The following is a 25,598-nucleotide window of genomic DNA, read 5'->3' as shown; positions in this document are numbered from 1 at the left end:
TTTATATATTTTATTAAGAAAGAGAGAGACAAATGAAAAAAGATTTTAGTAGTAAATTAGCAATTCTTGTAACAATGGTCTTAATGATCATTACGTTTCCGACGGCAGTATCAGCGCAAGAAGAGGTGATTCAAAGCAATGCAGGCATTATCGCTGAAACAATCGATGAAAAGACCGTCGACCAAGGTGACATCGGTGAGACTGTGGTTGAAGAAGAAGCACTAACAACATCAGCTGAAACTTATGATGGACCATATACCTATACAGTTGATAAATATAATGATGCAACGATTACTAAGTGTAGTAGCCAGAACGAAGAACTTGTTATACCTGAAACCGTAGGTGGCTATGATGTTGTATATATTTCATGGAGAGCCTTTTCTGACTGCAATTCTCTGATATCTGTAGAAGTGCCCAAAACGTTATTGAAAATTGGATTTGAAGCATTTTTGGGTTGTGAAAATTTAAAAAAGGTCACACTAAATGAGGGGGTACAGGAGATTGGGCTGGAGGCTTTTGAGTCGTGCTCATCGTTAGAAAGCATTTCAATTCCAGACAGTGTTCAAAATGTGGGAATTCATGCCTTTGATGGTTGTTCAAGTCTGAAAAGTGTTAGAATAGGCGATGGACTAACTACAATATCAGAAGCTATGTTTAGTAACTGTTCAAGTTTGGAAACGGTTGTTCTCGGCAAAAACATCCAAGCAATCCATCCTTTTGCATTTTTTGATTGTTCGTCATTGACATCAATTATCATACCAGAAACAGTTGCAAGCATTGACGATTCAGTGTTTAGAAGAGGTCCTTCTGATTTTACTATTTACGGTGGAAGTGGCAGTTACGCAGAAAGTTATGCATTAGCAAAGAAGTTTGATTTTGCAACGATCGATACAAAGGCAAAGGTAAATTATACAACACACGTTCAGAATGTCGGCTGGCAGAATTATGTTGACGATGGAGTAATGTCAGGAACCTCAGGCAAAGGACTGCGCCTTGAAGGGATTGAGGTTGTTTCTGGAATCGGTGGATTAGGGGTTTCATATACTACACATGTGCAGAACATTGGTTGGCAGGATTATGTTTCAAATGGAGAAATGTCTGGAACTTCAGGCAAAGGTCTTCGATTGGAAGGCATTCGAATTCAATTGACAGGTGAAGAAGCAGATAAATACGATGTTTATTATCGTGTTCACGCTCAAAATGTTGGTTGGATGGGTTGGGCTAAGAACGGTGCAGATGCCGGGACTGCCGGTTACGGGTATCGATTAGAAGGAATTGAAATTCAGATTGTTGAAAAAGGGGCTAATGCGCCAGGTTCTACAAATAGTGCATTTATTCAGAAATAATACCTTGACATTGTCAAACACATTTCAAAAATCCCCTAAAGGGGGTGCGGACAAATTTGATGTTTACTATCAAGTTCATGTTCAAAACTTTGGTTGTTTAGACTGGACGAAGAATGATGATAGTGCTGGGACAGCAGGCTTTGGTTATCGTTTGGAAGCCATAAACATTGTGGTTGTGCCAAAAGACGCTTCAGGCCCCGGAACAATAACACGACCGGTTGTTCAAAAATAAGCTTAAATTGAGAAGGTGAATTGTCAACACTTTTTTAGACAGCTTTTTTGTGGATTATTTTCCGATAGGCTACTAGCGTGATATACCCCAATGACGAGTTTATTCGAATGTTGTTGTACCAGTTGACATATTCGGCTAGCATGAGATTTAAATAATCCAGCGTGTCAAATAATATTTGCATGAACAAGTAATCAAGATAAATGATGACGATAATCTTCAATGTAAATTGTCACCTCAAAACGGTACGGATCGCCGCCACCAAGAATAATGAAAAAGCTTAAAATATTCTTAATCAAATTTCCGCGTTTTTTTCAAAATTGTCGTACATACGGTAGGGTACGCCCAGGGCACGCCATTTTATCGATTTTATTGCCACCTATATTTTATGGGTGGCTTTTTTTATATTTAAAATTGAGGCGTGAAATAAAGTTAATCTGTGGTTACCGAGAGATCCCCAAGCCGAAGAATTTTTAAGAATGGCTCCGAATTTTGACAATAATATTGCCTTAATCAGCCGGGGCTATCCATCTGCCCTTGAACAAAAAAATGATCTGTTTATTCATGATTTTAATGTGGTTCTATGTCAATATTTAGTACAAATTAAAACGAGAACTTTTTCATTTGCATTTTAATCTATTAGATAAGTTGAAATAAACGGTTGCAAATTGAATTGGCAATTGAGCAGTCTGTGCGCGAGGGTCCGCTCCCCTGGCCATCACGGATCGCCGCAACGTTACAATATTTTATTCAACTAATGTAACAATGATTTTTCAGTTACTAGTTTTTCTTGATAGCCGAGTGGATTAGAGCTGATAACCCTTGTTCCTAAAAAGATTTGAACAAACCTGAACGCAATCCTGATCGTATAAGGTTCCTGCTCCATTTTCGATTTCGGCAAGAGCCTCATCAAAGGTTTTAGCCGGTCGGTAGGGTCTGTGGCTCATCATCGCTTCAACTACATCGGCCACACTGATAATCCTTGCTTCTATTAATATTTCCCCGGCTTTAAGTTTCCGGGGATACCCCGAGCCGTCCATCCTTTCATGATGTTGGTATACGATTTCTGCAATTGGCCCGGTAAAATCAACCGATTTTAAAATATTGTATCCCGCCTCAGAATGAATTTTAATAATCTCATACTCCAGGGGAGACAATTTGGTCGGTTTTACAAGTAGTTCAGTCGGTACATACATCTTCCCGATATCGTGGAGCAAACCGGTTATTCGTACGGTTTCCACAGCATCTTCATCTAAATTAAGTTGGATTGCCATGGTTGTCGCCAGTTTACTCACACGGTTTTGATGTCCGCTTGTGTAAGGATCTCGAACCTCCACGACTGCGGACAATGCGGTGACAATCCCATCCAGCAGTTTCCTGTATTTCTCCAGTGAAGCAGCCATTGCCTTCTGTGCCAATACGGTTTCGGTGATTGAACGTGAAATACTTAATACCGTTGAAACGCTGCCATCTTTATTTAACTCCGGTACAATGATGGTGTTATAATACTGAATGCCTGTGGCGGTACTGAGTTCGAAATCTGTGTTTTTCTCATGTTTATTTTCAAACACCCATTGGATCACACTTTTAAGCTTTTTATAATCTGCATTACAAATACCCAGGTCGATGAATGTTTTACCAATCATCAACTGTGTTGGCACATTTAAATCAATTTGGGAGCGGTTGTCAAAATCGGTGTTAAAATACCCATAATAAACGGTTGAAAATTCCCCAAAAACACGGTATGTTTCTTCTTAAAGTATAAGGAGGACAACCGAATGATAACAATGGAGGAATATTACATGATCAAAGGTTTAAAAAACAAGGGAATGTCAATCATGCAGATTTCCAAAGAAATGGGTGTTGATCGAAAAACGGTCAGCAATTGGCTTAAGCGCAACGAACCGCCAGCATATCGGATACATCAGTTTCGGCAAGGAAAGCTTGATCCGTTTAAAGATTATATTCTGGAACGAATGAATGAAGGCTGTGTCAATGCCGCTGTGATTTTTGATGAAATTGCAGCCGATGGGTACCAGGGCAAAATGACGATTCTTCGGGAATTTATGAAGCCATATCGCAAAAAAGCGTTAGCCAAAGCATCGATCCGCTATGAAACACCCCCTGGCAAACAGGCCCAGGTTGACTGGGGAGAATTCGTTGTCACGATGCCCGATGGAAAGCTCAAGAAATTGTATGCCTTCATCATGGTTTTAGGGCATTCCAGAAATTATTATCTTGAATTCACCGAGAATTCGAAATTTGACACATTAATCGGCTGCCATGAACGAGCATTTGCCTATTTTGGTGGTGTAACAGAGAGCATTCTGTATGACAATATGAAAACTGTTGTTGCCTACAGTCACAAAACCGGCAACGATAAATGGAATCAGCGGTTTTTGCGATTTGCCGAGCATCACCATTTTATTCCGGTTCGGCATCGGCCTTATCTGCCCCGTTCCAAGGGCAAGGTGGAACGCGGAGTCCAATATGTACGCGGCAATTTTTGGCCGAGAGTCAAAAGCTTTTCAGATCTGGCCGAACTCAATGATCAGGCTCGGCTCTGGCTTGATACGAAATGCAACACCCGGCTACATCAGACGATTCACAAAATACCCCATGAAATCCTGACGGAAGAACTGCTGAAGCCGATGAACACCGAACCGTTTCTTTCTGTGGATCTGGTCAGCCGGAAAGTCATGAATGATTGTATGATCAGTTATCAGTCCAATTATTTTTCCGTTCCCTTCCGCTTTGTTGGTCACCGTGTCGGTGTGCGGGATCTGAGAAATGGAACGATTGAAATCTATGATGAAACTGGTGCTTTGATTGAAGGTTACCGGAAACCGGCCCAAAAACATCAGGTTCAAAAAATGAAAAAGCACTTTGAAGGATTGAACAGTCAAAACCATAAAGCCAAAGCCCGCAAAGCACCGCTTATGATTCCAGATCAATCGCCCAAAGTGCATCAAAGACCGCTCGCAGTCTATGATTCTTTAGTCAGTGAGGTGACCATATGGTAACCCATCACCTGAAGGAAGCTTTTGATCGTCTGAATCTCACGCATATGGCCGCCGTTTATGACCACCATGCTGAAGAAGCTTCCAAGGATAGTATATCCTATTTGGAGTTTCTGGACAAGCTGCTTTGGGCAGAAATTGATGCAAAAAGAGAACGGACAACTACGACGAACTTGAAACTTGCAAAATTTCCCTATATCAAGGCCATCGATTCATTTGACTTTGATTTCCAGCCCAGTGCCAATCAGCGTAAGGTAAATGAACTGAAAACGCTCGCCTTTGTGGAACGTTCCGAAAATGTCGTGTTTTTGGGCCCGCCCGGCGTTGGCAAAACTCATCTGGCCGTAGGTCTGGCGGTTTGTGCGATCAAAAGTGGCTATACTGCTTATTTTCTCAGTGCACATGAACTGATTTCAATGATTCAGGAAAATATTGTTTCCGGGCGCATTCATCGCAAACTTAAAACACTGAATAAACCCAATATCCTGATTATTGATGAAGTTGGCTATGCGGCCATGGATGATGAAGTGGCTCATTACTTTTTTCAGATTGTTTCCAATCGCTATGAAAAAGGCTCAATCATTCTGACTTCCAACAAGTCCTACGGTAGTTGGGGTGATGTGTTCGGAAATAATGTCGTTGCAACGGCGATCCTGGATCGACTGCTGCATCATTCCACAACGATCAATATCAAAGGTGACAGCTATCGGATCAGGGAAAAGAAAAAGGCTGGCTTTTATGATGTCAGTCTATATGAAAACGAGTCGAACGATGCTAATGGGTAATTTTTACCGTTTATTTTGGGAAGTTTTGAAACGGTATTGACACGGTTGTGAAAATAAACAAATTGGTAAGATCGATCCAGTCTGGCAATGATATCAGGGGCATTATCGACAAGCGTCCGGTAATCATTCTCGCTCTTTATCAAGGCATTTTCGGCAAATTTTCTGGCCGTGATATCCCGGACAATACTGAGCAGAATCTGCTTACCCTCCAATAAAGAACCATGCGAATTTATTTCAACTTCCATAGCAGAACCATCTTTTCGAAAATGAATCGTTTCAAAAATGATTCCTTCTTGATTTCCTTTTTTTATTTCATTAATAATTATTTTCTCTTTGTTTGAACCACACAATTCGAAGATACTCTTTGTCAGGAATTCTTCCCGGCTGTACCCATAGTTTTTGATGGCGGCATTGTTGGCTTCCAGAATGTTTCCTTCGATGTCGATGAAAAATATGGCATCGCTTATTTCTTCGGCAAGCAACTGATATTTTCGGATTCTTTTCTGCAAGATCCGGTTTTCACGTCTGACGTTAGCCTCTTTAATTTCTCGGTTGACGACCTCGGGCAATTTCCCCATGTTGTTTTTCATGACGCAGTCATGAAAACCCGATCGCATTAGTTCGACAGCCTTTTCTTCACCAATCGTCCCGGAGATTACAATTAAAGGAATGTCAATATCAAATTCCCGGATGATTTCAAGCGCTTCATAGGGATCGAGATATGGCAGGGAATAGTCACAAAATAATATATCCCAGGGCTTTTCTTTCAGCATTTTTTTTAAATCAGAAGCATTATCAACCAAAGTGTGCTCAACCGTGTAACCCGCTTCAAAAAGTTTAAACAGAATAAGCTCAGTATCCGCTGCGGAATCTTCAACAATCAGCGCTTTTAATTTTTCACTCACTTTTTTTAATCCTCTTTTCGCAAAAATCTATTTTCACTTCGGTTTAATCCAAATCTAATGGTGAAATGGCACCTTATTTAAGATTGCCCAGAATGATCCCAATTCTTTTATTGCCTTGACAAAGAGCGGGAATTCGAGGGGTTTAACCACATAGGAGTTCGCACCCAGTTTATAACCCTTCAAGATATCCGTTTCTTCATTTGAGGAGGTTAATATCACAACCGGAATCAGATGTAGTTTCGGTTCTTCCTTGATTTGTTTTAGTACTTCAAGGCCGTCCACTTTCGGAAGCTTGAGATCCAGGATTATCACCACTGGATTACCGCTTTCCCGGTTGGCAAAATTACCCAGATAGAAAAGATACTCAAGTGCTTCGGCACCGTCGTTGACCACATCTACCTTACTTGCAAGATTGCTTCCTTCCAGTGCCACTAATGTTAATTCCACATCATTGAGATTATCTTCAACCAATAAAATCCGGTCTAATTCCAACATCGTTAACCCTCCTTATATTGTAGTTGCATCGGGTTATATTATGATTTTATATTTCGTGTTTTCATAGGTATTACACTTTATAACAATGGCACAGTTTTCTAAATTAGTTCTCCGTTTTATATCCTTTCAACTTCTTGTTTAGACTCTTTTAATCACTTTAACACCCTTTTCAGATTTTATAGGCCATTAATTAATTTCAGGCCGTTTGTAATAATAATCGTGTGAACATTAAATTTTAGGGTATGAATATAATGTGAAACGATCTGGAAATTTTCCTTTTAATTAGGGCATCATCAGGATCAATGATTTACTCAAAGGGATTCTGTCAGGTTAAAGGTGCTGTTTCGGTTGCCTTTAGTGAACACTTTTGGGGATGAAGAAGTCCGACCTCTCGATGAAATCAGAAAGGGCTTTTGTCAGTCCAATTGTATGCGTAATGCTTATATTATGGCTAATTTTACTAGAAAAATAGTTTGTGAGAATCGATAAGGTGAGAGAGGTTAATTAAAATGGACAAGGAAAAGTTCAAAAGAATTATTTTAGAAAATGAAGATGTTCTTATGGAAAAAGCACTAAATTATGGGAAAGAAAGAAATTATACAAAATATACATCAACCTTAAAAGAGGCTTGGCGGATGTCAATAGCAGGCCTTTCGAAGGCGTTAGTAAAAGTCATTGAAAAGAACGATGCTATCCCTGAAATGGGACCAGATGATGATTTCACTAAAAGTGAAGTTGCTGAATTTGGGATAATTGAAGCCCAAAAACATCGCTCACGAGGTGTTACCCTAGGCATGTTTCTTAGTTTTATGAAATATTATCAACAAGCATATGAAGATCTCATTTATGAAAGTAACTTTTCAGTAGAAGAAAAAAGATATTGTTCATTATATATCAAACGGTATTTTGATCAACTTGAATTGGGTTTTGCGTTAGAGTGGTCGGGATTATCTGAAAAACAAAAGTTGGAGGAGCTTCAGAAATCAAATAGAGTCATCACAAATGAAAAAAATAAATATCTCACAGTTTTCGAAAGTATTTATGATCCGATTATTCTCGTTGATAAAAATAACAATATTGAAAACATTAATTATAAAGCAGTTGAAGTTTTTTTTGACTTTGCTGTTTCCGGCATGAAATATTATGGAAATATTAATACGGAAAAGGAGTTCGACTGGTTAAATAGAGAACTTGATAAATTTATGGGTTTAAATGAAAAAGAAGTTATAATCGAAAAAACAATGGAAACAAAAAAGGGTCAAAAAACATTTATGATAAAATTCAGAAAAATGTTGGATGTCAGTGAAAAATACAGAGGAACCGTTATTTTATTCAATGACATAACCGAAAGAAAAGAAATGGATCAAATATTAAAAAAACAACAGGAAAAGCTGGAATACTATGCATTTACTGATCCAATGACAGGTGTTTCAAATCGGAGAACCGGTCTTATGATTTTAGAACAGGAGCTGTTGTTTAAACATAGGATAGATGCACCTTTATCAATATGTTTTCTTGATATTGATGGTCTCAAGAAAATAAATGATACCTATGGACATGAAGAGGGGGATATTTTGATTAATCTTATTATTGAGAATTTAAAAGAATCAGTGCGTGAGATCGATACAATTAGCCGAATAGGTGGAGATGAATTTCTAATTATTTTTCCTGGTTGTTTTGAATCGGATGCTGAAAAAGTAATCCAGCGGATTAACTACAAATTAGAAGACTATGATAAGAAAAATGAAAAACCATACCAGCATGGGTTTAGCTACGGAATACTTGAATTATGTGTTGATAACAAATTAAGTATCAATGCGGTGATAAATGCGGCAGATAAAAAAATGTATCAAAATAAGATGCAAAAAATGATTAACCCAAAGTAGCAAAGGTGCTAACTGGAATTCTTTAGGGTATTACAACCGGGATTCCCCAAATAATGCCAATCAGATATGGTTTGAAAGAGCCGGATCTGATTGATCTTGTCGGGTATTTTAGAGTGAACTCATTGGCATCAGAGACGAGTGACACGAATTCTGATGCCATTCCAGACACTTGAAATTTAGTCATTCAAATTTGTTCAAGGTTGCAGAACAAGACTTTCTTCCTGATCATTCCACATCACGGTGATGGTAACTTCCTGAGGAGGAGTTGACATCGGCCCATTACCGGAACCGCCCCCTAAATTAACAATTCCGTCGTCATCCACCCGCAAGCCAGTTCCGCCACCGCCACCGCTAGTGCGATCATATTTATATGAGATACTTCCAACCCGCTCCGGATCATCCCCACGATAAACTAACTGAGATGTCTCCCAACCATAGGCATCCATATGCAGTCGGCCATCCTCATCCTTGATCGGATTATTAAAATATTTTGAGGTATAGGTACTACGCCAGTGTTGGCTTTCACCATGATAGACAACGGTTTTTCCGTCGTTTAAATATAGAAAAACGGTGTCGAAAATGATGGTTGCCAACTTGTGAAATTCGCTCGACTCATTGGCTTCCAGAAGATCGCCATTTCCAAACGGTGCCTCTAAAACAACGGAGGCATTTTTCGAATGATAGGCATTAACCGACCCATCGAAGACAATGTTATTATAGCCAAAGTCCCAACGAACAAAGTTATCATATCGTTTATCCATGTTATCAAAAATATAAATATAGATGGTGCCATCATATGCTTTCAACCGGAAAATTCCCGGTTCAATACCGCCAATGGCATAATCCGCAGGGTTTTTGTTGCGGTCTTTTTCCATTGCCAGATTATGGGCGTTAAAGGTATTGATAATCTCTTTTTCCGTTAACCAGGCACTCGTGTCGGAAGGATTCGTTATCAGTCCGATCATCGTGCCAATGAGAATAATCACCGCAGCGGCAACGACATAAAATTTTGGTTGCTTTAAATTTAGGATGTTTCGGATTCTTCCTTTTATATCGCCTTCACCAAAAGCCAAGGGCGATAGTCGCGGGTTTCGTTTACCTGTTGCCAGATTTAATAAGGATTGGGAATAATCTTTTTTTATTTCATAACCCAACTGATTGATCACGGCTTCATCACAGGCCATTTCCATATCTTTGCCACTGACATAAAAAGCAACCCAAACCAGTGGATTAAACCAGTGGATAGATAAAATCAGATAGCTGACAAAGCGGATCACATGATCAAATCGTCGGATATGAGTTTGTTCATGCAAGAGGATATGTTTTTTCTCTATTTCATCCAGATTAACCGGTAAATAGATTTTAGGTTTGATAAACCCCAGCACAAAGGGCGTTAGGACTTTGTCGGAAATGAAGAGATTGTCTTTATCAATAGTTACTTCTTTCAAACGATGCTTTAGTTTGATATAAGAGATTACACCGTAAAGTAGAAGAGCTGACGTACCAATGACCCAAATAACGGAAGCGATCATGAAAAAAATCTGCAACGGATTAACACTGGTGACGACTTCCGGTGTCGGCAGTGCGTTGTTGATGGGGACATCAACCGCAGCAATGCCAGTGATGATCTGTGGTGTTTCTGCCACTGAAAGGTCAGTAGGGATCGGCTTTGGATTAACCGGCAGGAGACTAAGTGCACTAGCAAAAGAAAAGGGAAGCAGCAGTCTTAGTAACACTACTGACCAGAGGATATAAGTGTAGCGCTTTGGTGCTTTTTTTAGTAGTAATCGGGCCATGAGAACAGCCAGAATTACAATGCTCCCGATATAACTCAGATTAAGAACTTCGATAAAAATCGCTTCAAACATGTTTATTCCTCCCGGTATTCGTCAATTAGCTGCTGCAGCTCGTGGACTTCTTGCTCATTTAATTTCCGGCGACGGGTAAATGCCGCGATAAATCGCGGTAGCGAGCCGTCAAAGGTTTCGGCGAGAAAGGCTTCGCCCTTCTTACTTAAAAAATCATCTTTTGATACAATAATCCTAACGATGCCGCTGTCATTGACAAACAGCTCCCGGTCACAGAGGCGTTTAAGCATGGTATAGGTCGTCGTTCGCTTCCAGTTAAAGGCTTCCGCGCACAGCGCTATTAAGTCCCGGGTGGAGACCGGTGCATTTTCCCAAATGAGTTCGGTTAATCGTTGCTCCATTTCCCCCAGTTTATATTTTTTCATCAAAGCCTCCTTGTCTAATAACACTAGACAAGTTTAGTCTAACATCATTAGACAGATAAGTCAAATTGTGTTTAAACGATTTGCTGTTAGTGAAAATTGCTGCAAATAGTTTTTAGAAATAGCAGAATCGTGAAAAGTTTAACGTTTGGCGCTGGGGTTGCGATAGGACCACTGGATAAATCCAGGATTTTCGAGTATAATCAATTAAAAAGCAGCAAATGATGCAATTAGTGGAGGAATAAGAGTGAAGGAACGTTTAATTATCCTGGGCACTGGCAATGCAGCTGTCACGCGGTGTTATAATACTTGTTTTGCAATACAAAAGGGAAACAATTATTTTCTGGTTGATGCCGGCGGGGGAAACGGAATACTGACCCAGTTGGAAAAGGCTGAAATTGGATTAGAACAGATTCATGATATTTTTATCAGCCATGAGCACACAGATCATTTGCTCGGACTAATCTGGTTGATCCGGATGATTGCTGCTAAAATCCGCAGCGGAAAATACGAAGGTAATTTAAATATCTATTGCCATCCGCAGTTAAATAAAACAGCCATGATAATAGTGAAACTAACACTTCCTGAAAAGTTTGTTAAACTTATTGGTGAACGGATTTTCTTTAGAATTGTGAAAGATGGGAAGGCCAAAAAAATTTTAGGTAATAAGGTAACTTTTTTTGATATTCAATCTCAAAAAGCCAAACAATTTGGCTTTACAATAAAGCTGGAGTCGGGAAGAAAATTAACTTTTCTAGGAGATGAACCCTATAAAGATCATGAATATCGGTATGCTTTCCAATCCGACTGGCTGTTGCATGAGGCCTTTTGCCTTTATGCTGAACGAGAGCGGTTTAAGCCTTATGAAAAGTTTCATACCACCGTTAAGGATGCCTGTGAAATCGGGGCCCGGCTGGAAGTGGTCAACTTGATACTCTATCATACCGAAGATCGCAATTTGGCCAACCGAAAGGCCCTGTACATTGCCGAAGGGCAACCATTTTTTGCGGGAAACCTGCTGGTGCCGGATGATCTGGAGGAATTTGAACTCTAAAATGCTAATGAATACGAAGACCCTGCGAACAGGAAAGGAGATTATGATGAAACCTTGTGAAAAATGGGATGAACTGATCGAAAATACAATAGAACCTTTACCGGGCACGTCCCGGGATTATCAACACGAATGGGATGCGGTTCGATATTTTGTCGGCGATGTGATGTTTGCCATGCGTGGAGAAAATAAGGTTGGCGATTCATTATTGACAGTCAAATTGCCACCCGGTGATGGAGAAATCCTCCGCTCCCGTTACCCCGATATTATTCCTGGGTATTATATGAACAAACAGCATTGGAATTCAATCATGCTTGATAAAAATGTGCCAGAGGCAGTTTTAGTTGATTGTATTCAATTGGCTTATCAGACGGTACTAAAGAAATTGACAAAAAAGAAACAGCGGGAGATTGAGGAAAGTACGAAAGTTTCCGAAGCATAAGTAAAACAGCTCAATCGGAAAAGAGGAGAAACCATGTCAGCCGAACTGATTAAGGATCTATTATTTAATACTGCCCTGCTGCTCTCCATCAGCATTGTTTACAATCTCTTTTTTATCCACTTTGACGAGCGTCGCAAAAAATGGTTGGAGGTTGCTCTCGGTGTTTTTCTGGGTGGAGTGGGGATTCTGCTAATGATGAATACCGTTAGTTTTTCAAATGGGATCATCTTCGATACCCGATCGATTCTGATTAGTGTAACGGGACTATTTCTCGGTTACTTGCCTACCATCATGGCCACCCTGATGATCTCGCTTTATCGGATTTATTTAGGCGGTGGTGGGGCCCTCACCGGGGTGTTAGTGACGGTGACCTCCGCTCTAATTGGGCTGTGCTGGTATCGATATCGGTTGAAGAAAATACGCCAAAAGCCTAAAAAAGTCTGGCCGGAGCTGTACTTGTTTGGCGTGATTGTCCATCTCGCCATGTTGGCTTGTATGCTGACCTTGCCCAATCAACAAGGGTTTGATGTTCTGCAGGTTATTACTCTGCCAGTGCTGATTATCTATCCTCTGGGAACTTTGCTGCTATGCCTGGTGATGCTTCAGGCACTCAAAAATCGGGAAGCAGAGAAAAATCTGCGGGAAAGCCGGGAAAGTTATAAACACCTCTATTATGAATACCAGAAAAAAGAATCGCTGCTGCGTTCACTACTGGATTCGCTGCCAGACCTGGTTTTTTATAAAGATAATGCGGGTGTATATCTCGGTTGCAACAAAGCCTTCGAAGGTTTTGCCGGTAAAACCAAGGACGAATTGGTGGGGCTCACTGACTTTGATCTCTTTGACGAAAAAATGGCAACCTTATTTCGCGATATGGATCAACTGATGATGAAGGAAAAAAAATCCCGTCGGAATGAAGAATTCGTGACCTATCCGGATGGACAAGAAGTTATTTTGGAAACCCTGAAAACGCCCTACTATGATCACAATGCTCAGATTCTGGGATTAATCGGGGTCAGTCGGGATATCACCGAACGTAAGAAAACAGAAGCTGAGATGCTCTTTCTGAGCCAGCACGATGCCCTTACGGGCCTCCATAACCGGGGCTACTACGAAAAAGAACGGCAGCGGCTGGATCATCACGATTATTTACCGTTATCTCTAATCATTGGAGATATTAATGGACTCAAATTGATTAATGATGCCTTTGGCCATGGCGCAGGGGACAAACTGCTAATTAGCATCGCCAGGATTTTGGCTTCTTGCGCCAGAGAAAAAGATGTCTTGGTGAGAACCGGCGGGGATGAGTTTGTTATGTTGCTACCCCAGACTTCTTATCGGGAAACTGGAGCTCTGGTTGAAAAAATTAAAAAAGCCTGCAAAGCTGGATACGAGCTGGATAATGAACGGATTATTACAAGTATTTCGTTGGGATTTGCCACCAAAACCCGGGAGCAGGAACCTTTTGAAAAAGTATTCAGGTTAGCCGAGGAGTCGATGTACCGAAAAAAACTACTGGACTATAAAAGTTTTCATTCTACCGTCCTGAATTCCATTAAAACCACCCTCTTTGAAAAAAGTAACGAAACCGAAGAACACGCAGAGCGGATGGCCAGTATGGCTAAGCAATTGGGGCAGGTCTTGGGGCTGGATCAGGAGGAACTGGTAGCTTTGGAATTGGCGACAACCCTTCATGATATCGGAAAAATTAGCATCGACAGCAAGCTACTTCAAAAAAATGGTCAATTGACTGATGATGAGTGGCTGGAAGTCAGAAAGCATCCTGAGGTGGGCTATCGAATTGCTCAGACAGTGCCGGAATTGCGCAAGATCTCTGAATATATTCTTTGTCACCATGAGCGCTGGGATGGCACCGGTTACCCCCAAGGTCTAAAAACCGATGAAATTCCCCTGTTGGCCCGGATTCTAGCTATTGTGGACGCCTATGATGCAATGACCCGGGACCGACCCTATCGCAAAGCAATGACAAAAAAGGACGCCATTGATGAGTTAAAGCGTAATGCCGGCACTCAGTTTGATCCGGTTCTGGTGGGGGTGTTCATTAAGGATGTAATCGAAGAAAATATGATTGAATAGGAGCTCGATAAGGCAGATCCTGACCAAAGATTGAATGCACAATACAAGACGGTTTAAAATTCTTAATTATATTTAAAACAGTAGAAAGACGGAATAAATCCCCTTTGGATCAGGAAACTCCCGAACTTGATGGGATTTTTAAAGAAGCTTATCAACAGGCCAATGATAACGTCATCAAAAATATAGATTTAACCGGTTAAGTAATGCTTGTAATTCTTTGAAACTAGTGATATAATTCATTTTACAAATATATACGCATTTAAATTGTGTAACGCTACTATTTTTAGGAGGAAATGATTTATGCTAACGAAACGACAGAACCTATTGGAAACGATTAAAGGTGGCAATCCGGACCGCTTTGTCAATCAGTATGAGGCCTTTGTGTGTACCGATGCCATTTACGGAATGATAATGGGTGATCCGATTACCGGACAAGGCGCTTTTCCCATGCCTGGTGGCGAACCGGCAAAGAATGCCTGGGGCATTACCTTTGCCTGGCCAGCGGGAACCCCCGGAGCATTTCCCTTACACGATAAGGAACACAAGGTGCTCCAGGATATTACAAAATGGCGGGACGTTGTTAAGGCCCCTAAAACAGATTTACCAGCCGAAGCCTGGGCCCCGTTTTTACCAGCCATTGAAGCAATTGACCGTAACGAGGTATTCGCCACCGTCTTTGTGGCTCCGGGAGTCTTTGAACAATGCCATCATTTAATGGGGATGGAAGATTGTCTGATGGGTTTTTATGAGGAACCGGAAGAAATGCATGCCTTAATTGATTACATTGTTGAATATGAACTTCGTTATGCCGCGGAATTGATCAAATATTACAAACCAGATTGTCTGTTCCATCATGACGATTGGGGCAGTTCTCTGAACTCGTTTATGGCACCGGAAATGTTTGCCGAGTTTATCGTACCGGCTTACAAAAAAATCTACGGCTTTTATAAGGCTAACGGTGTTGAGCTAGTGGTCCATCACAGCGATTCCTATGCCGCCAATCTGGTACCACTGATGATCGAAATGGGAATCGATATCTGGCAGGGCTGTATTTCTAATAATAATGTTCCCGACCTCATTAAAAAGTACGGCGGCCAGATCTCGTTCATGGGCGATATCGACAACTCCCTGATTGATGATGAAAACTGGACCCAGGAAAGTGTTGGCGCCGAAGTGCGCAAAGCCGTCGCCCGATGCGGTAAACACTATTATATCCCTTGTATTACCCAAGGTGGTCCCGGTAGTGTTTACCCCGGCGTTTATGAAGCGATTACTACGGAAATTGATCTGATCAATGCCGGAAAATAGTTAGTGCTGGAGAATAATTTACACCCTGATTAAACCAATCCATCATAAAAGAAAACCTAGCAACAGCCGGAGAATTTTCTCCGGCTGTTTTCGTTTCTGGGAGTCGGATTATGATCAGTGTTTAATTGGTTATAATGATGGTATACAGTCGATATAAAGATAAACGGAGGGGAAAATGAAAAATACGGGTAAAAAAGAAAAAAATAGCAATAATGGAATACCAAAAGCATTTATAAAAGCACCGAAAAGAATACCGTTGTTACTTCGGATCGGATTGTACATCGCCAAAAAAGAAACTGGTAAAGACTTGATGCCGGCCCGGATGTTAACCTGGTATCCCAGAGCGGCCATTGGTTCCGGTGTTTTGGAGATGATGACTGCAAAAGGGAAGAATAATCAGGAGATGCGGCTACTCAATCTAGTTAGGCTCCAGGCCTCGTTAATCTGCTCCTGCTCATTTTGTATTGACATGAACGCCGTCGGGATCCTTAAAAATGGGATAACGGATGACGAGTTGGCAGTCTTACAGGGGCGTCGGAAGGTGCAGTCTGTTGATACATTTAGCCTGCGTGAGCTGCTGGCACTGGAGTACGCCATCAGTCTGTCACGTACCCCGCCCGATCTATCTGGTCAATTCATTAAAAATCTGACCTGTGAATTTACCGAAGCCGAAATCGTTATGTTGGCAAGTACCATTGCCAGTGTCAATTATTGGGCCAGACTGAATCAGGGGCTAGGAATACCGCCAGCAGGGTTTAGCGACCGTTGTTTACTCTATCACAAATGTTAGCTGGCAGTGGTGCTCCGATTGATTGGAAACTGCAAACGAGTAAGCGTACAAATTTCTTAAAACAGAGGATCATACCCTCTGTTTTTTCTTTTGTCCCGAAAACAGTAAGCCTTCACCTAATCTTCGGATAAGTTGAAAGTGGTATACAAACAGCGATGTTACAATTTGGACATGAAATAAAAATGACGCTAAGAGGGATTTGGTGAGGTTAAGAATTTAGGCATTGACAAAGAGTGCCAGTGGGTATAGAATACCAATAGAACATATGTACTAATTTGAATGAGGTAGATTAAAAAAGGTGAGCCATGGAACGGATTATTTTACACTCGGATATAAACAGTTTTTATGCCAATGTGGAATGTTTATATCATCCCGAAATCAGAAATCTCCCGGTGGCGGTAGGGGGAAATCCGGAGAAGCGCCATGGGATTATTTTGGCCAAGAACCAGAAAGCCAAGGAAGCTGGCGTCAAAACCGGGGAAGTGCTATGGCAGGCCCGGGCAAAATGTCCCGAGTTGGTGGTCCGGGCCCCTAACTATGAATTGTATCTGCGCTTCTCTCGGCTGGCCCGCAAGATTTACAATCGCTATTCCGATCAGGTGGAGCCTTTCGGCCTGGATGAAGCCTGGCTGGATGTCACTAACAGTGCCCGGATTCACGGCAACGGCTCAGTGATTGCCGAAAAAATCAACCGGGATATTCAGGAAGATTTGGGAATCACGGTGTCCATTGGGGTTTCCTGGAATAAGATCTTTGCCAAGTTTGGTTCGGACTACAAGAAACCCAATGCCATCACCGTGATTACCCGGGATAATTATAAAAAAATTGTCTGGCAGCAGGAGGTCGGGGATCTCCTCTATGTGGGCCGCTCAACCAAGAAAAAATTGATGAAATATGGCATCTATACAATCGGACAATTGGCAAAAACGTCCCTGGATTTTCTGGTGCTTCAATTTGGCAAAATGGGTGCCGTGTTATGGCGGTTTGCCAATGGGTTGGACGATAGCCCGGTCAAATCCTTTGACGAGCATTATAACGGCAATGAACGGATCCTTAAAAGCATTGGCAACAGTATCACCACTCCCCGGGATTTAAAAGACCTGAAGGATGTGAAATTTATCATCTACATGCTTACCGAAAGTGTGGCCATGCGGTTACGGGAAACCGGCTGCTATTGCCTGACCGTGGCCATCCATGTAAGAAACAAAGAATTACACAGCTTCACCCGGCAGTTGAAATTGGCCAAGCCCTCGGATCTGACCCGGGAAATAGCGGAAGCGGCCATCGCGCTGTTTGAAAACAATTATGATTTTAGCTCGGATATCCGCTCCATGGGGGTGCGGGTCACCGATCTGGTACCGGATTCAACCCCGATTCAGCTCGATCTGTTTGGCAATGAAGAACTCCGGGTGCGGCAGGCTCGGCTTGATGAGACCGTCGATGACTTGCGCAAGCGTTTTGGTAATCTGGCGGTGCGGCGGGCGGTCACCATCGGGGATCAGATGAGCTGCCTGGACCCCAAAAAAGACCACATTATCCATCCGATTGGTTACTTTTAAAGGAGGTGTTAGAGAAGAATGGCTATTAAAAAGTTTGTCCAGGTGATTGCAAAATTTGAAGAAGATGGAAAAATTATTCCTTTAAAGGTTTTATGGGAGGATGGTCGGGTTTTTATAATCGACCGGGTTTTGGATATGCGCCCGGGTGTTTCCCTGAAGGTCGGCGGACAGGGAATTCGCTACACCTGCCGGATTCAGAATAAAGAGGTCTGTCTCTATTATGAAGCACCCAAATGGTTTGTGGAGGGCAAGGAAAGATAGGGAATAAAGCATGATGCGAAAAATAGACAAGGAAAGAAGAATCCTCACCTTGATGGTAAGAATCTATTGCCGTAAAAAACATCGTTCGCAGGATCTGTGTGATGAGTGCCAGGCTCTGTTAAGCTATGCCTTGAACCGTCTGGATCATTGCCACTATGGCGAAAACAAGGGTTTTTGCAGTCAGTGTCCAAGCCACTGCTATAATAAAGAGAATCAGGTGAAAATTCGAGAAGTGATGGGTTTTAGCGGACCGCGGATGATTTTTTATCATCCTGTCATGGTCATCAGACATCTGCTGTCGTAGTACGACAGCAGATGTTTTTTACGTCAAATTTGGGGTTCGGGCATGGCCCAGAAATCCTGCAAACCCTTTTTTAGCTCGGCCTCAGTCCGAATCCGGCGGTGGGGAAACCACTCACGGGGAAACAGTTGGCGATAGCTGAGGCTACCAAACCGCTCATCGATGAGGACGATCACCCCCCGGTCAGTTTCGGTTCGGATCACCCGTCCAGCGGCCTGAAGCACCTTGTTCATCCCGGGGTAGAGGTAGGAATATTCATAGCCGGCGTTGTTCTTTTCATTAAAATAATCGCGGATGATATCACGCTCAAAACAGATTTGAGGCAGACCCACACCTACAATAATGGCGCCGATGAGTCCCTCGTGCTTTAAATCCACCCCTTCGGAAAAGATCCCGCCCAGCACCCCGAAGCCCAGCATGCCGACCTGGGTAGTGCCGGGTTTCGGTCGGAACTGATTCAGGAATAGCTCGCGGTCGGCCTCGTTCATTTCAGGGGATTGCCGGATGGTGATGATCTCCGGGTAGGTTTCGGTAAAAATCTCAAATACCGCGTTCATATATTTATAGGAAGGAAAATAAGCCAGATAGTTGCCTGATTGCTGCTCCAGTATGGCTTTGATACACGTGGCAATGGCGGGATAGGTCTTTTCCCGGTTTCGAAAGGTGGTTGAGATGGTATCGGCAATCAGCAGTTCCCGGTTTTTGACATCGAAGGGAGAGGGCAGGCTGATTTTATAGCTGTCAGGATCGCCACCCAGAATTTCTGCAAAATAGTTAAGGGGAGACAGGGTGGCAGAAAAAAAAATCGCAGCCCGGCCGCGCTTAATGGCTTCGCCCAGCAGGTGGGAGGGGTCCAGACAAAAGAGTTTTATTTTGGTGTCACCATTGGCGTTTTCGACGTAGGTCAGATAGCGGTCATCGTAAAATTCGGCGGTGCGCATAAAGGTCAGGGCGTTAAAATACAGTTCCAGCAGCTGTTTGTGGGATTCGTTGCCCTCATTTTTTACCAGCCACGCTTCGGCCAGATTAATAAACTTCAGCAGCAGCGGCAAGAAATCCTTGGGCGCTTCTGGCTGGCGATAATGCTGGTCGGTCTCAGCCAGTTTCCGCAGCCCGATCATGTGGCTGTTGATTTTTCCCAGGGCTTTAGCGATACCGGGATCGGTATCCTTAAACAGGCGTTTCAGTTCCAGAAACGGTTTTTTATAAAGTTCTGCCGAAAACATCGACCGGGCCCGATCCACCAGATTATGAGCCTCGTCAATCAGAAAGGTGTAGTCGCCGCCATTATCGGTAAAAAAGCGCTTGAGATAAACCCGGGGATCAAAAACATAGTTGTAATCACAGATCACGCAATCACACCAGAGGGTTAAATCCAGGGAAAATTCAAAGGGGCAGACTTGATGCTTGTGAGCATAGTCTTCAATGATCGGTCGGGTCAAGCGGTTTTCCTGCTCCAGCAGGTCAAGAATAGCTGGATTAACCCGGTCGAAATGACCCCGGGCGTAGTCGCAGTAATCGGGATCACAGATGGTTTCTTCCTGAAAACAGATTTTATCCTTGGCGGTGAGGGTGACGCTTTTAAAAGCCAGCCCCTGGTCCGCCATTTTAGCAAAGGCTTCCTCGGCCACCTCCCGGACAATGGTTTTGGCGGTCAGATAAAAAATTTTAGCGGTATGCCCTTCAGCCATCGATTTGATCGCGGGAAACAGGGTGGACATGGTTTTTCCGATCCCGGTGGGAGCCTGAACAAACAGCTTTTTATGTTCGGTAATGGTTTTATAAACCGCCACCGCCAGCTCTCGTTGACCCCGGCGATAGCTCTCAAAGGGAAAATCCAGGGCCCTGATGGCGGCATTTCGTTTGGTTACCCAGTCGCTAGTCAGGCTGGCCCAGACCAGGTATTGATTAATCAGATCATAAAAGAAAGTGGTCAGTTCGGTTTGGGTAAAGACTTTTAGAAATTGCTTGATCTCATCACTCTCACGTTGAAAATAGGTCAGCTGGACGCCAATTTCTGGCAGCTCATTTTGGATAGTATAAATAAACGCATAGCATTTAGCCTGAGCCCAATGGGTTTGACTATAATCTTCGTCGATGTCCGAAAGGGACTGGCTGGTGGACTTGATCTCGTCCACGACAACCCCCGTGTCAGTGGTGATGATGCCGTCGGCACGGCCTTCGATAAGGAAGTAGAAGCCTTCATATGCGAGGTTGTATTTTAGTGATACCTCTGCGGTATAGCCCTTGTCCTGATTGTCTTTTTGTACCTTCTGGTGGGCTCGGGTTCCTTCCAGAGCACTGGCATTGCTGATAAATTTAGAATCAATATTTCCGGAACGGAGCATAAATTCCACCAGATTCCGGACGGATAGTTTTATTTCGGGTTGATTGGTCATCGTTTCACCTGTTGTTTTACTTGTTTTATTTTATAAAATGTCTTGATTTAAAAATTTGTTAAAAACTCGTCATTTCATTTTTATTGGTATCATCGTTAGTTTGGTCAGAGATCTGATTTTTATTTTTTAAAAATTCAATATACTGGTTCCCCCAAATTTCTAATTCATCCAACACTGGCTTGAAATTTTTTCCGAGGTCGCTCAGCGAGTATTCGACCCGGGGTGGTATTTGATTATATACGGTTCTGATAATCAATCCGTGATCTTCCAACATTCGTAGCTGCTTAGTCAGCGTGGTGGAAGTTAGAGAGGGGAGTGTTCTTTGTAATTCATTAAATCGAAGGGTGCGTTCACTTAAACAGTGCATAATAAGCAACGTCCACTTTCCGGTCAGAATTTTTTGTGTTGTCACAAATGGACAGATGCCAAATAAATCGTTTTCCATGATACCTCCTGAGGATACTATCTAATAAGGTAGTAACAATACTAAAACATCGTACTTGTATTATTTGTTATATGATATAAAATTATAATATAACTGGCAGCGATGTCAAATCAATAATGAGCGAAGGAGAAAAAATGGAAGCAGTGTATGATTATTTGAAAAATTGTGGTACGTATTTTTTAGCAACGGAAGAAGGCGATCAACCACGCGTTCGTCCTTTCGGAACAATCAACATCTTTGAGGACAAACTTTATATTCAAACAGGGAAAATAAAAGCTGTTTCAAAACAGATGATGACAAATCCGAAGGTTGAAATTTCAGCTTTTAATGGTGAAACATGGATCCGACTTCAAGCAGTTGCCGTTGAAGATGATCGACTTGAAGCAAAACAAAGTATGTTGGATGCTTACCCAAGCTTACAAGATATGTACTCAGCCAATGACGACAATACACAAGTATTATATTTAAAAGATGCAGTAGCAACTATTTCGTCTTTTACGGCCGAACCAAAGGTCATTGAATTCTAGAGACTAATTTCTAAGAATTGGAATTCAGGCAAAACCCAGTGGATCTGAAATTCTGGATGAGTTAATAATTTAAGCAGGTTTAATTTATAGTGTAATTAACTGCGATCAGGTAAAAGACAAGTAATTCGTAAAATTATAGTCTTTTGATTCATTATAAAAAAAGTGTTTGCTGTTATAACAGGAAACACTTTTTTTATAATAAATTGTGATGATTGCAATTGAGCAGGTACCAATTAATTTAGTTCCATTTAATTAAGAAGAAACGATAGCGGGAGGAAATCGTTCCTTAAGTAATGCTTAATTATGCATCGTTTTCACGTTGATTTCCGATGGAAAGTGATCAGAAATTACATAAAAATAAAGACGTTAAAAAGGAAGGAAAGCAATAAAAAAGCAATAGTTTGCAATTTTGTTCGTTTTGTTATTTGTTAAAGTTATCACATCATATGAAATTTCTAGCAAGAAATAATTTTGCCAAGCATCGGTCAAATATAAAATAAAACGAGCAAAAAAACAAACTAAACAGTTGCTCCAATAAATATCAATTATTTTCCTTTTAATATACTAGAAAAATCAAAAAGTGTTTCACCTTAAAATATAAATTTTGAAAAATAGTATGTGAAACCATTATTATATAGTGCAAACAAATATTAAAGTTACCCGAATAATAAACGCCCAAACTTAGTAATTCCGACAAACTTGATTTGTTAAATAACGAACAATATATTTCTGTTTTGAAAATTGTTTGAGAAATAACAAACAAGTAAATGCAATATATTGTCGCAAAAAGGAAAAATATTGACATAAATAGTGAGAGGTGTTAACCTTATGAAAATTATAAAGCAGACGTGCACAAATTGGGTTTTAACAAAAACGCAAGAATTGAATTATAATAGGAGGTTTATGAAAATGGAATTTGGACTAAGAGAGTGGAAACTGAGTGATGCTGAAAGTATCGTACCCCTGGCCAATAATGAAAAGATAGCGAGAAATCTGAGAAATACATTTCCCTATCCCTATACGTTAGATGATGCACATCTTTTTATTTCAAAAAGTATTCATAAGAATAAACGGAAACTGTTAAACAGAGCGGTTGTTATTGATGATTTAGCATCCGGGTCGATCAGTTTACTTATGCAGGAGGATGTTAGCAGTAAAAGCGGAGAGCTGGGTTTTTGGTTAGGCGAACCCTTCTGGGGGAAGGGGATCATGACCCAGGCGATTAAACAAGTCTGTGAAAATGCCTTTGCAGAATCGGATGTTGTAAGAATTTATGCCCGTCCTTTTTCAGAAAACCAGAAGGCTCGAAGAACGCTTGAAAAAGCTGGGTTTGAACTGGAAGGTGTTTTTCGAAAGAGTATTTGTAAAAATGGAGTAATTCAAGACTCTTGTATGTACGCATTGACAAAATAAACTCAGACAGTTTTAATAAACAGACCACAAGTAAAATTACTGAAAAAATGCGTAATTTCAAAAAAAGAACTTCGAAAGAGGTTCTTTTTATTTGGGTGTGATTAAATGAATGCCAAAAAGGGAATGAAATAGAACGACAAACAAAAAGGGCTAATCAAGCTAAAAGAGGAATAATAAAATTTACAAATGTGATCGGAAATAAATTGCAAATCAAAAACAAAAATAATATGGTGATGATTGACCTGTGATAAAAAGCTGCTATGTAGAATGAGACAGATAACGAGAAAATATAGATTATTCAGAAAAATACGAAAAGTAAACGAGTACAATGGCGTCAAAAATAGATTAACTGATATATTTTACTAAAAAAACCATTGACAGTCTCATTGAATACGAGTACAATGATGTTGAAAATGCAATAGTAATTACAATTTTATTTACGGTTTACGAAAAAGATCACAAAATTCTGAAAATCTTTAGTGCTTCCCCGTCAAATTTTGAATAATATTAAGAAAGGAGTAGTAAAAGAATTGCATCATATATGGAAGGGATGGTGCAAAATAAATATCGGGTGAAGGAACGAATGGATAAATTAAGTGTTTGATTGTTGGAAGATGAGGACTGACTGTTCATGCATGTGATGCAAACAGCTATTAAAAAAGGAATTGATATTTAAGTTTATACTAAAAAGGAGAAAAAATTATGAACAAACCATTAAAAAAGTCGGCCATTAATCTTTATGGATTGCCGTCGTTCGGATTTCAGACCATGGTCAATATTGAAGTTATGTTTTTTGCAGCATTTCTTACAGATTTTGCAAAAATACCGTTGGCTTTGGTAAGTACTATCTTATTGGTAACCAGTATCGTAGATATTGTTGCAGTACCAACCGCGGGGGTTATTTTAGAAAAAAGCAACATGAAATGGGGTAAATACCGTTCATGGCTGCTGGTTGGACCACCCGTCGCGGCACTCTTTTATATTTTGCAGTTTTCACAAATTGGTGGCACAGCAGAGATTAATGCCATTATTATCTTTTTAGGATTTGCCATCAGTCATCTGGTCTGGAATACATTCTATGCAGCCCATATTTCGATGAACAATTCACTGACCACCATTCGTGAAGAGCGAATCTCCATGGCTAGCAACCGGGGGATGTTTAATGCTGCTGGTGCTCTGGCGTTTTCTTACTTTGGGGTAAAAGCAATCACTGCCATCGGCGCTGGTGTTGGCAACCCAGTTTTAGGCTATACTTATATGGCAGCGATTACTGGTGCGATCATGATTACTTGTAACATCATTTATTATGTTATCACAAAAGAATATGCTCAAAACGGTACAGAAGTTAAAGCTGGAAAACCAGCTGAAAAGATGTCTATTGGAGAAATGCTCAAACAAATTGTTGTTAATCCGCCTTTGTTGGGATTAATGTTAGTAGAACTGGGTAGATATTTAGGTCGGTTTGTAATTTTTGGAATGGCATTCTACTACTTTAAATATGTTATCGAAGATCTGCCGGGATTAGCTTTGTTTATGACAGGATTAACCATTTCAAGCTTCTTTGCAGCCATGATTGCGGCACCGATTGCCAAGCGTCTAGGCGAAAAAACAACCTACATGATCGCACTGAGTCTTTTAGTTATCGGCTTATTACTGGTGTGGTTTATGCCGCTTGAAGCAACCGCATTTAAGATTATTATGTTTGTTGCCTATATTGGCTATGGCTTGCCTGATTCACTGGGTGTTGCCATGTACTCTGCAACGGTAGATTATGGTGAATGGAAAACAGGGAAAAATGCTCGCGGTTTCATTATGTCACTCATCAGTTTCCCAATAAAAATATCGATCTTTATCCGTTCGGTAATCATTGCAGCAGTTTTAGGTTCTGTTGGTTACGTAGCTGATATGGCGGTAACACCAGAACTGGTACAGGCAATTAAAAATGGCTTTGCATTATATCCAGCAATCATTATGGTTATCGGATTAGTGTTAATGTTTGGACTATATACATTAACACCAACAAGAATGGCTGAAATGAACAAAGAAGTTGCTGAACGAAAACAACAGGGATAAATCTTATTTTTCGACCGAAGCGCGTTATACTCGCTT

At 41.1% G+C, this 25,598-nt stretch carries 24 protein-coding genes; 16 read left to right on the top strand and 8 right to left on the bottom strand.

Annotation, left to right across the window (positions count from 1 at the left end):
* The first annotated feature begins 32 nt into the window (after nucleotides 1-32).
* Together ACIZ62_RS12065 and ACIZ62_RS12060 are read left to right on the top strand one after the other, a co-directional pair.
* Entirely contained in the window at nucleotides 33-1,346 is a 1,314-nt protein-coding gene (locus ACIZ62_RS12065) for a leucine-rich repeat protein (RefSeq protein WP_414150216.1), read from the top strand.
* Complete coding sequence (locus ACIZ62_RS12060; protein ID WP_414150215.1) at nucleotides 1,306-1,578, top strand: hypothetical protein; 273 nt, start codon at nucleotides 1,306-1,308, stop codon at nucleotides 1,576-1,578. The genes ACIZ62_RS12065 and ACIZ62_RS12060 overlap by 41 nt, the downstream gene beginning before the upstream one ends.
* 34 nt (nucleotides 1,579-1,612) lie before the next feature.
* Here the strand turns inward: ACIZ62_RS12060 and ACIZ62_RS12055 are convergent, their stop codons facing one another.
* Complete coding sequence (locus ACIZ62_RS12055) at nucleotides 1,613-1,759, bottom strand: IS3 family transposase (RefSeq protein ID WP_414151856.1); 147 nt, start codon at nucleotides 1,757-1,759, stop codon at nucleotides 1,613-1,615.
* Between the two features lie 622 nt (nucleotides 1,760-2,381).
* Nucleotides 2,382-3,221 carry an HD domain-containing phosphohydrolase gene (locus ACIZ62_RS12050; RefSeq protein ID WP_414150214.1) on the bottom strand — a complete coding sequence of 280 codons (840 nt, stop codon included), beginning with the start codon at nucleotides 3,219-3,221 and terminating at the stop codon, nucleotides 2,382-2,384.
* 132 nt (nucleotides 3,222-3,353) lie between these two features.
* Between ACIZ62_RS12050 and istA the strand changes: the two genes are divergently transcribed.
* A complete protein-coding gene (gene istA, locus ACIZ62_RS12045; RefSeq protein WP_414150213.1) occupies nucleotides 3,354-4,598 on the top strand; it encodes an IS21 family transposase in 1,245 nt (414 codons plus the stop codon).
* Entirely contained in the window at nucleotides 4,592-5,380 is a 789-nt protein-coding gene (gene istB, locus ACIZ62_RS12040; protein WP_111887536.1) for an IS21-like element helper ATPase IstB, read from the top strand. The genes istA and istB overlap by 7 nt, the downstream gene beginning before the upstream one ends.
* Here istB and ACIZ62_RS12035 read toward each other — a convergent pair.
* Together ACIZ62_RS12035 and ACIZ62_RS12030 are read right to left on the bottom strand one after the other, a co-directional pair.
* Complete coding sequence (locus ACIZ62_RS12035; protein ID WP_414150212.1) at nucleotides 5,332-6,285, bottom strand: PAS domain S-box protein; 954 nt, start codon at nucleotides 6,283-6,285, stop codon at nucleotides 5,332-5,334. The genes istB and ACIZ62_RS12035 overlap by 49 nt on opposite strands.
* Nucleotides 6,286-6,339: 54 nt before the next feature.
* Nucleotides 6,340-6,780, bottom strand: a complete 441-nt coding sequence (locus ACIZ62_RS12030) for a response regulator (protein ID WP_414150211.1) — start codon at nucleotides 6,778-6,780, stop codon at nucleotides 6,340-6,342.
* 509 nt (nucleotides 6,781-7,289) lie between these two features.
* On the opposite strand from ACIZ62_RS12030, the gene ACIZ62_RS12025 reads away from it, so the two are divergent.
* A complete protein-coding gene (locus ACIZ62_RS12025) occupies nucleotides 7,290-8,666 on the top strand; it encodes a diguanylate cyclase (protein WP_414150210.1) in 1,377 nt (458 codons plus the stop codon).
* Nucleotides 8,667-8,860: 194 nt separating this feature from the next.
* Here ACIZ62_RS12025 and ACIZ62_RS12020 read toward each other — a convergent pair whose 3' ends face one another.
* Together ACIZ62_RS12020 and ACIZ62_RS12015 are read right to left on the bottom strand one after the other, a co-directional pair.
* Nucleotides 8,861-10,534, bottom strand: a complete 1,674-nt coding sequence (locus ACIZ62_RS12020; protein ID WP_414150209.1) for a M56 family metallopeptidase — start codon at nucleotides 10,532-10,534, stop codon at nucleotides 8,861-8,863.
* 2 nt (nucleotides 10,535-10,536) lie between these two features.
* Nucleotides 10,537-10,899 carry a BlaI/MecI/CopY family transcriptional regulator gene (locus tag ACIZ62_RS12015; RefSeq protein WP_111886422.1) on the bottom strand — a complete coding sequence of 121 codons (363 nt, stop codon included), beginning with the start codon at nucleotides 10,897-10,899 and terminating at the stop codon, nucleotides 10,537-10,539.
* A 244-nt stretch (nucleotides 10,900-11,143) separates the two neighbouring features.
* Between ACIZ62_RS12015 and ACIZ62_RS12010 the strand changes: the two genes are divergently transcribed.
* The 8 genes from ACIZ62_RS12010 (at nucleotide 11,144) to ACIZ62_RS11975 (ending at nucleotide 18,708) form a co-directional block, all read left to right on the top strand.
* Nucleotides 11,144-11,950: an MBL fold metallo-hydrolase gene (locus ACIZ62_RS12010; RefSeq protein WP_111886423.1), complete on the top strand. Its 807-nt coding sequence runs from the start codon at nucleotides 11,144-11,146 to the stop codon at nucleotides 11,948-11,950.
* A gap of 46 nt (nucleotides 11,951-11,996) precedes the next feature.
* The gene (locus ACIZ62_RS12005; RefSeq protein WP_111886424.1) at nucleotides 11,997-12,389 is read left to right on the top strand and encodes an MmcQ/YjbR family DNA-binding protein; all 393 of its coding nucleotides are present in this window, start codon (nucleotides 11,997-11,999) and stop codon (nucleotides 12,387-12,389) included.
* A gap of 33 nt (nucleotides 12,390-12,422) precedes the next feature.
* On the top strand, nucleotides 12,423-14,486 hold the full coding sequence (locus ACIZ62_RS12000) for an HD domain-containing phosphohydrolase (protein ID WP_414150208.1): 2,064 nt from the start codon (nucleotides 12,423-12,425) through the stop codon (nucleotides 14,484-14,486).
* 300 nt (nucleotides 14,487-14,786) lie between these two features.
* Nucleotides 14,787-15,794 carry a uroporphyrinogen decarboxylase family protein gene (locus ACIZ62_RS11995; protein WP_111886426.1) on the top strand — a complete coding sequence of 336 codons (1,008 nt, stop codon included), beginning with the start codon at nucleotides 14,787-14,789 and terminating at the stop codon, nucleotides 15,792-15,794.
* A 175-nt stretch (nucleotides 15,795-15,969) separates the two neighbouring features.
* On the top strand, nucleotides 15,970-16,584 hold the full coding sequence (locus tag ACIZ62_RS11990) for a carboxymuconolactone decarboxylase family protein (RefSeq protein WP_111886427.1): 615 nt from the start codon (nucleotides 15,970-15,972) through the stop codon (nucleotides 16,582-16,584).
* 305 nt (nucleotides 16,585-16,889) lie between these two features.
* Nucleotides 16,890-18,143 carry a DNA polymerase IV gene (dinB, locus tag ACIZ62_RS11985; protein WP_111886428.1) on the top strand — a complete coding sequence of 418 codons (1,254 nt, stop codon included), beginning with the start codon at nucleotides 16,890-16,892 and terminating at the stop codon, nucleotides 18,141-18,143.
* A gap of 18 nt (nucleotides 18,144-18,161) precedes the next feature.
* Nucleotides 18,162-18,404 carry a hypothetical protein gene (locus ACIZ62_RS11980; protein ID WP_204355440.1) on the top strand — a complete coding sequence of 81 codons (243 nt, stop codon included), beginning with the start codon at nucleotides 18,162-18,164 and terminating at the stop codon, nucleotides 18,402-18,404.
* 10 nt (nucleotides 18,405-18,414) lie between these two features.
* Nucleotides 18,415-18,708 carry a nitrous oxide-stimulated promoter family protein gene (locus ACIZ62_RS11975; RefSeq protein ID WP_371414185.1) on the top strand — a complete coding sequence of 98 codons (294 nt, stop codon included), beginning with the start codon at nucleotides 18,415-18,417 and terminating at the stop codon, nucleotides 18,706-18,708.
* A gap of 23 nt (nucleotides 18,709-18,731) precedes the next feature.
* Here the strand turns inward: ACIZ62_RS11975 and ACIZ62_RS11970 are convergent, their stop codons facing one another.
* Both ACIZ62_RS11970 and ACIZ62_RS11965 read right to left on the bottom strand, forming a co-directional pair.
* Nucleotides 18,732-21,104, bottom strand: a complete 2,373-nt coding sequence (locus ACIZ62_RS11970) for an ATP-dependent DNA helicase (protein ID WP_111886429.1) — start codon at nucleotides 21,102-21,104, stop codon at nucleotides 18,732-18,734.
* Nucleotides 21,105-21,162: 58 nt separating this feature from the next.
* The gene (locus tag ACIZ62_RS11965; RefSeq protein ID WP_111886430.1) at nucleotides 21,163-21,549 is read right to left on the bottom strand and encodes a winged helix-turn-helix transcriptional regulator; all 387 of its coding nucleotides are present in this window, start codon (nucleotides 21,547-21,549) and stop codon (nucleotides 21,163-21,165) included.
* A 134-nt stretch (nucleotides 21,550-21,683) separates the two neighbouring features.
* On the opposite strand from ACIZ62_RS11965, the gene ACIZ62_RS11960 reads away from it, so the two are divergent.
* The 3 genes from ACIZ62_RS11960 (at nucleotide 21,684) to ACIZ62_RS11950 (ending at nucleotide 25,562) form a co-directional block, all read left to right on the top strand.
* Nucleotides 21,684-22,076: a pyridoxamine 5'-phosphate oxidase family protein gene (locus ACIZ62_RS11960; protein ID WP_111886431.1), complete on the top strand. Its 393-nt coding sequence runs from the start codon at nucleotides 21,684-21,686 to the stop codon at nucleotides 22,074-22,076.
* 903 nt (nucleotides 22,077-22,979) lie between these two features.
* Entirely contained in the window at nucleotides 22,980-23,489 is a 510-nt protein-coding gene (locus ACIZ62_RS11955) for a GNAT family N-acetyltransferase (protein WP_242988550.1), read from the top strand.
* 702 nt (nucleotides 23,490-24,191) lie between these two features.
* Nucleotides 24,192-25,562, top strand: coding sequence for an MFS transporter (locus ACIZ62_RS11950; RefSeq protein WP_111886432.1), 1,371 nt, complete (start codon nucleotides 24,192-24,194; stop codon nucleotides 25,560-25,562).
* The last annotated feature ends 36 nt before the right edge of the window (nucleotides 25,563-25,598 follow it).

It is taken from the genome of Acetobacterium carbinolicum (genome assembly GCF_047456275.1).
Lineage (GTDB): Bacteria > Bacillota > Clostridia > Eubacteriales > Eubacteriaceae > Acetobacterium > Acetobacterium carbinolicum.
Note: the sequence above shows the minus strand (reverse complement) of the source record. Positions and strands in the feature narration are given on the sequence as shown.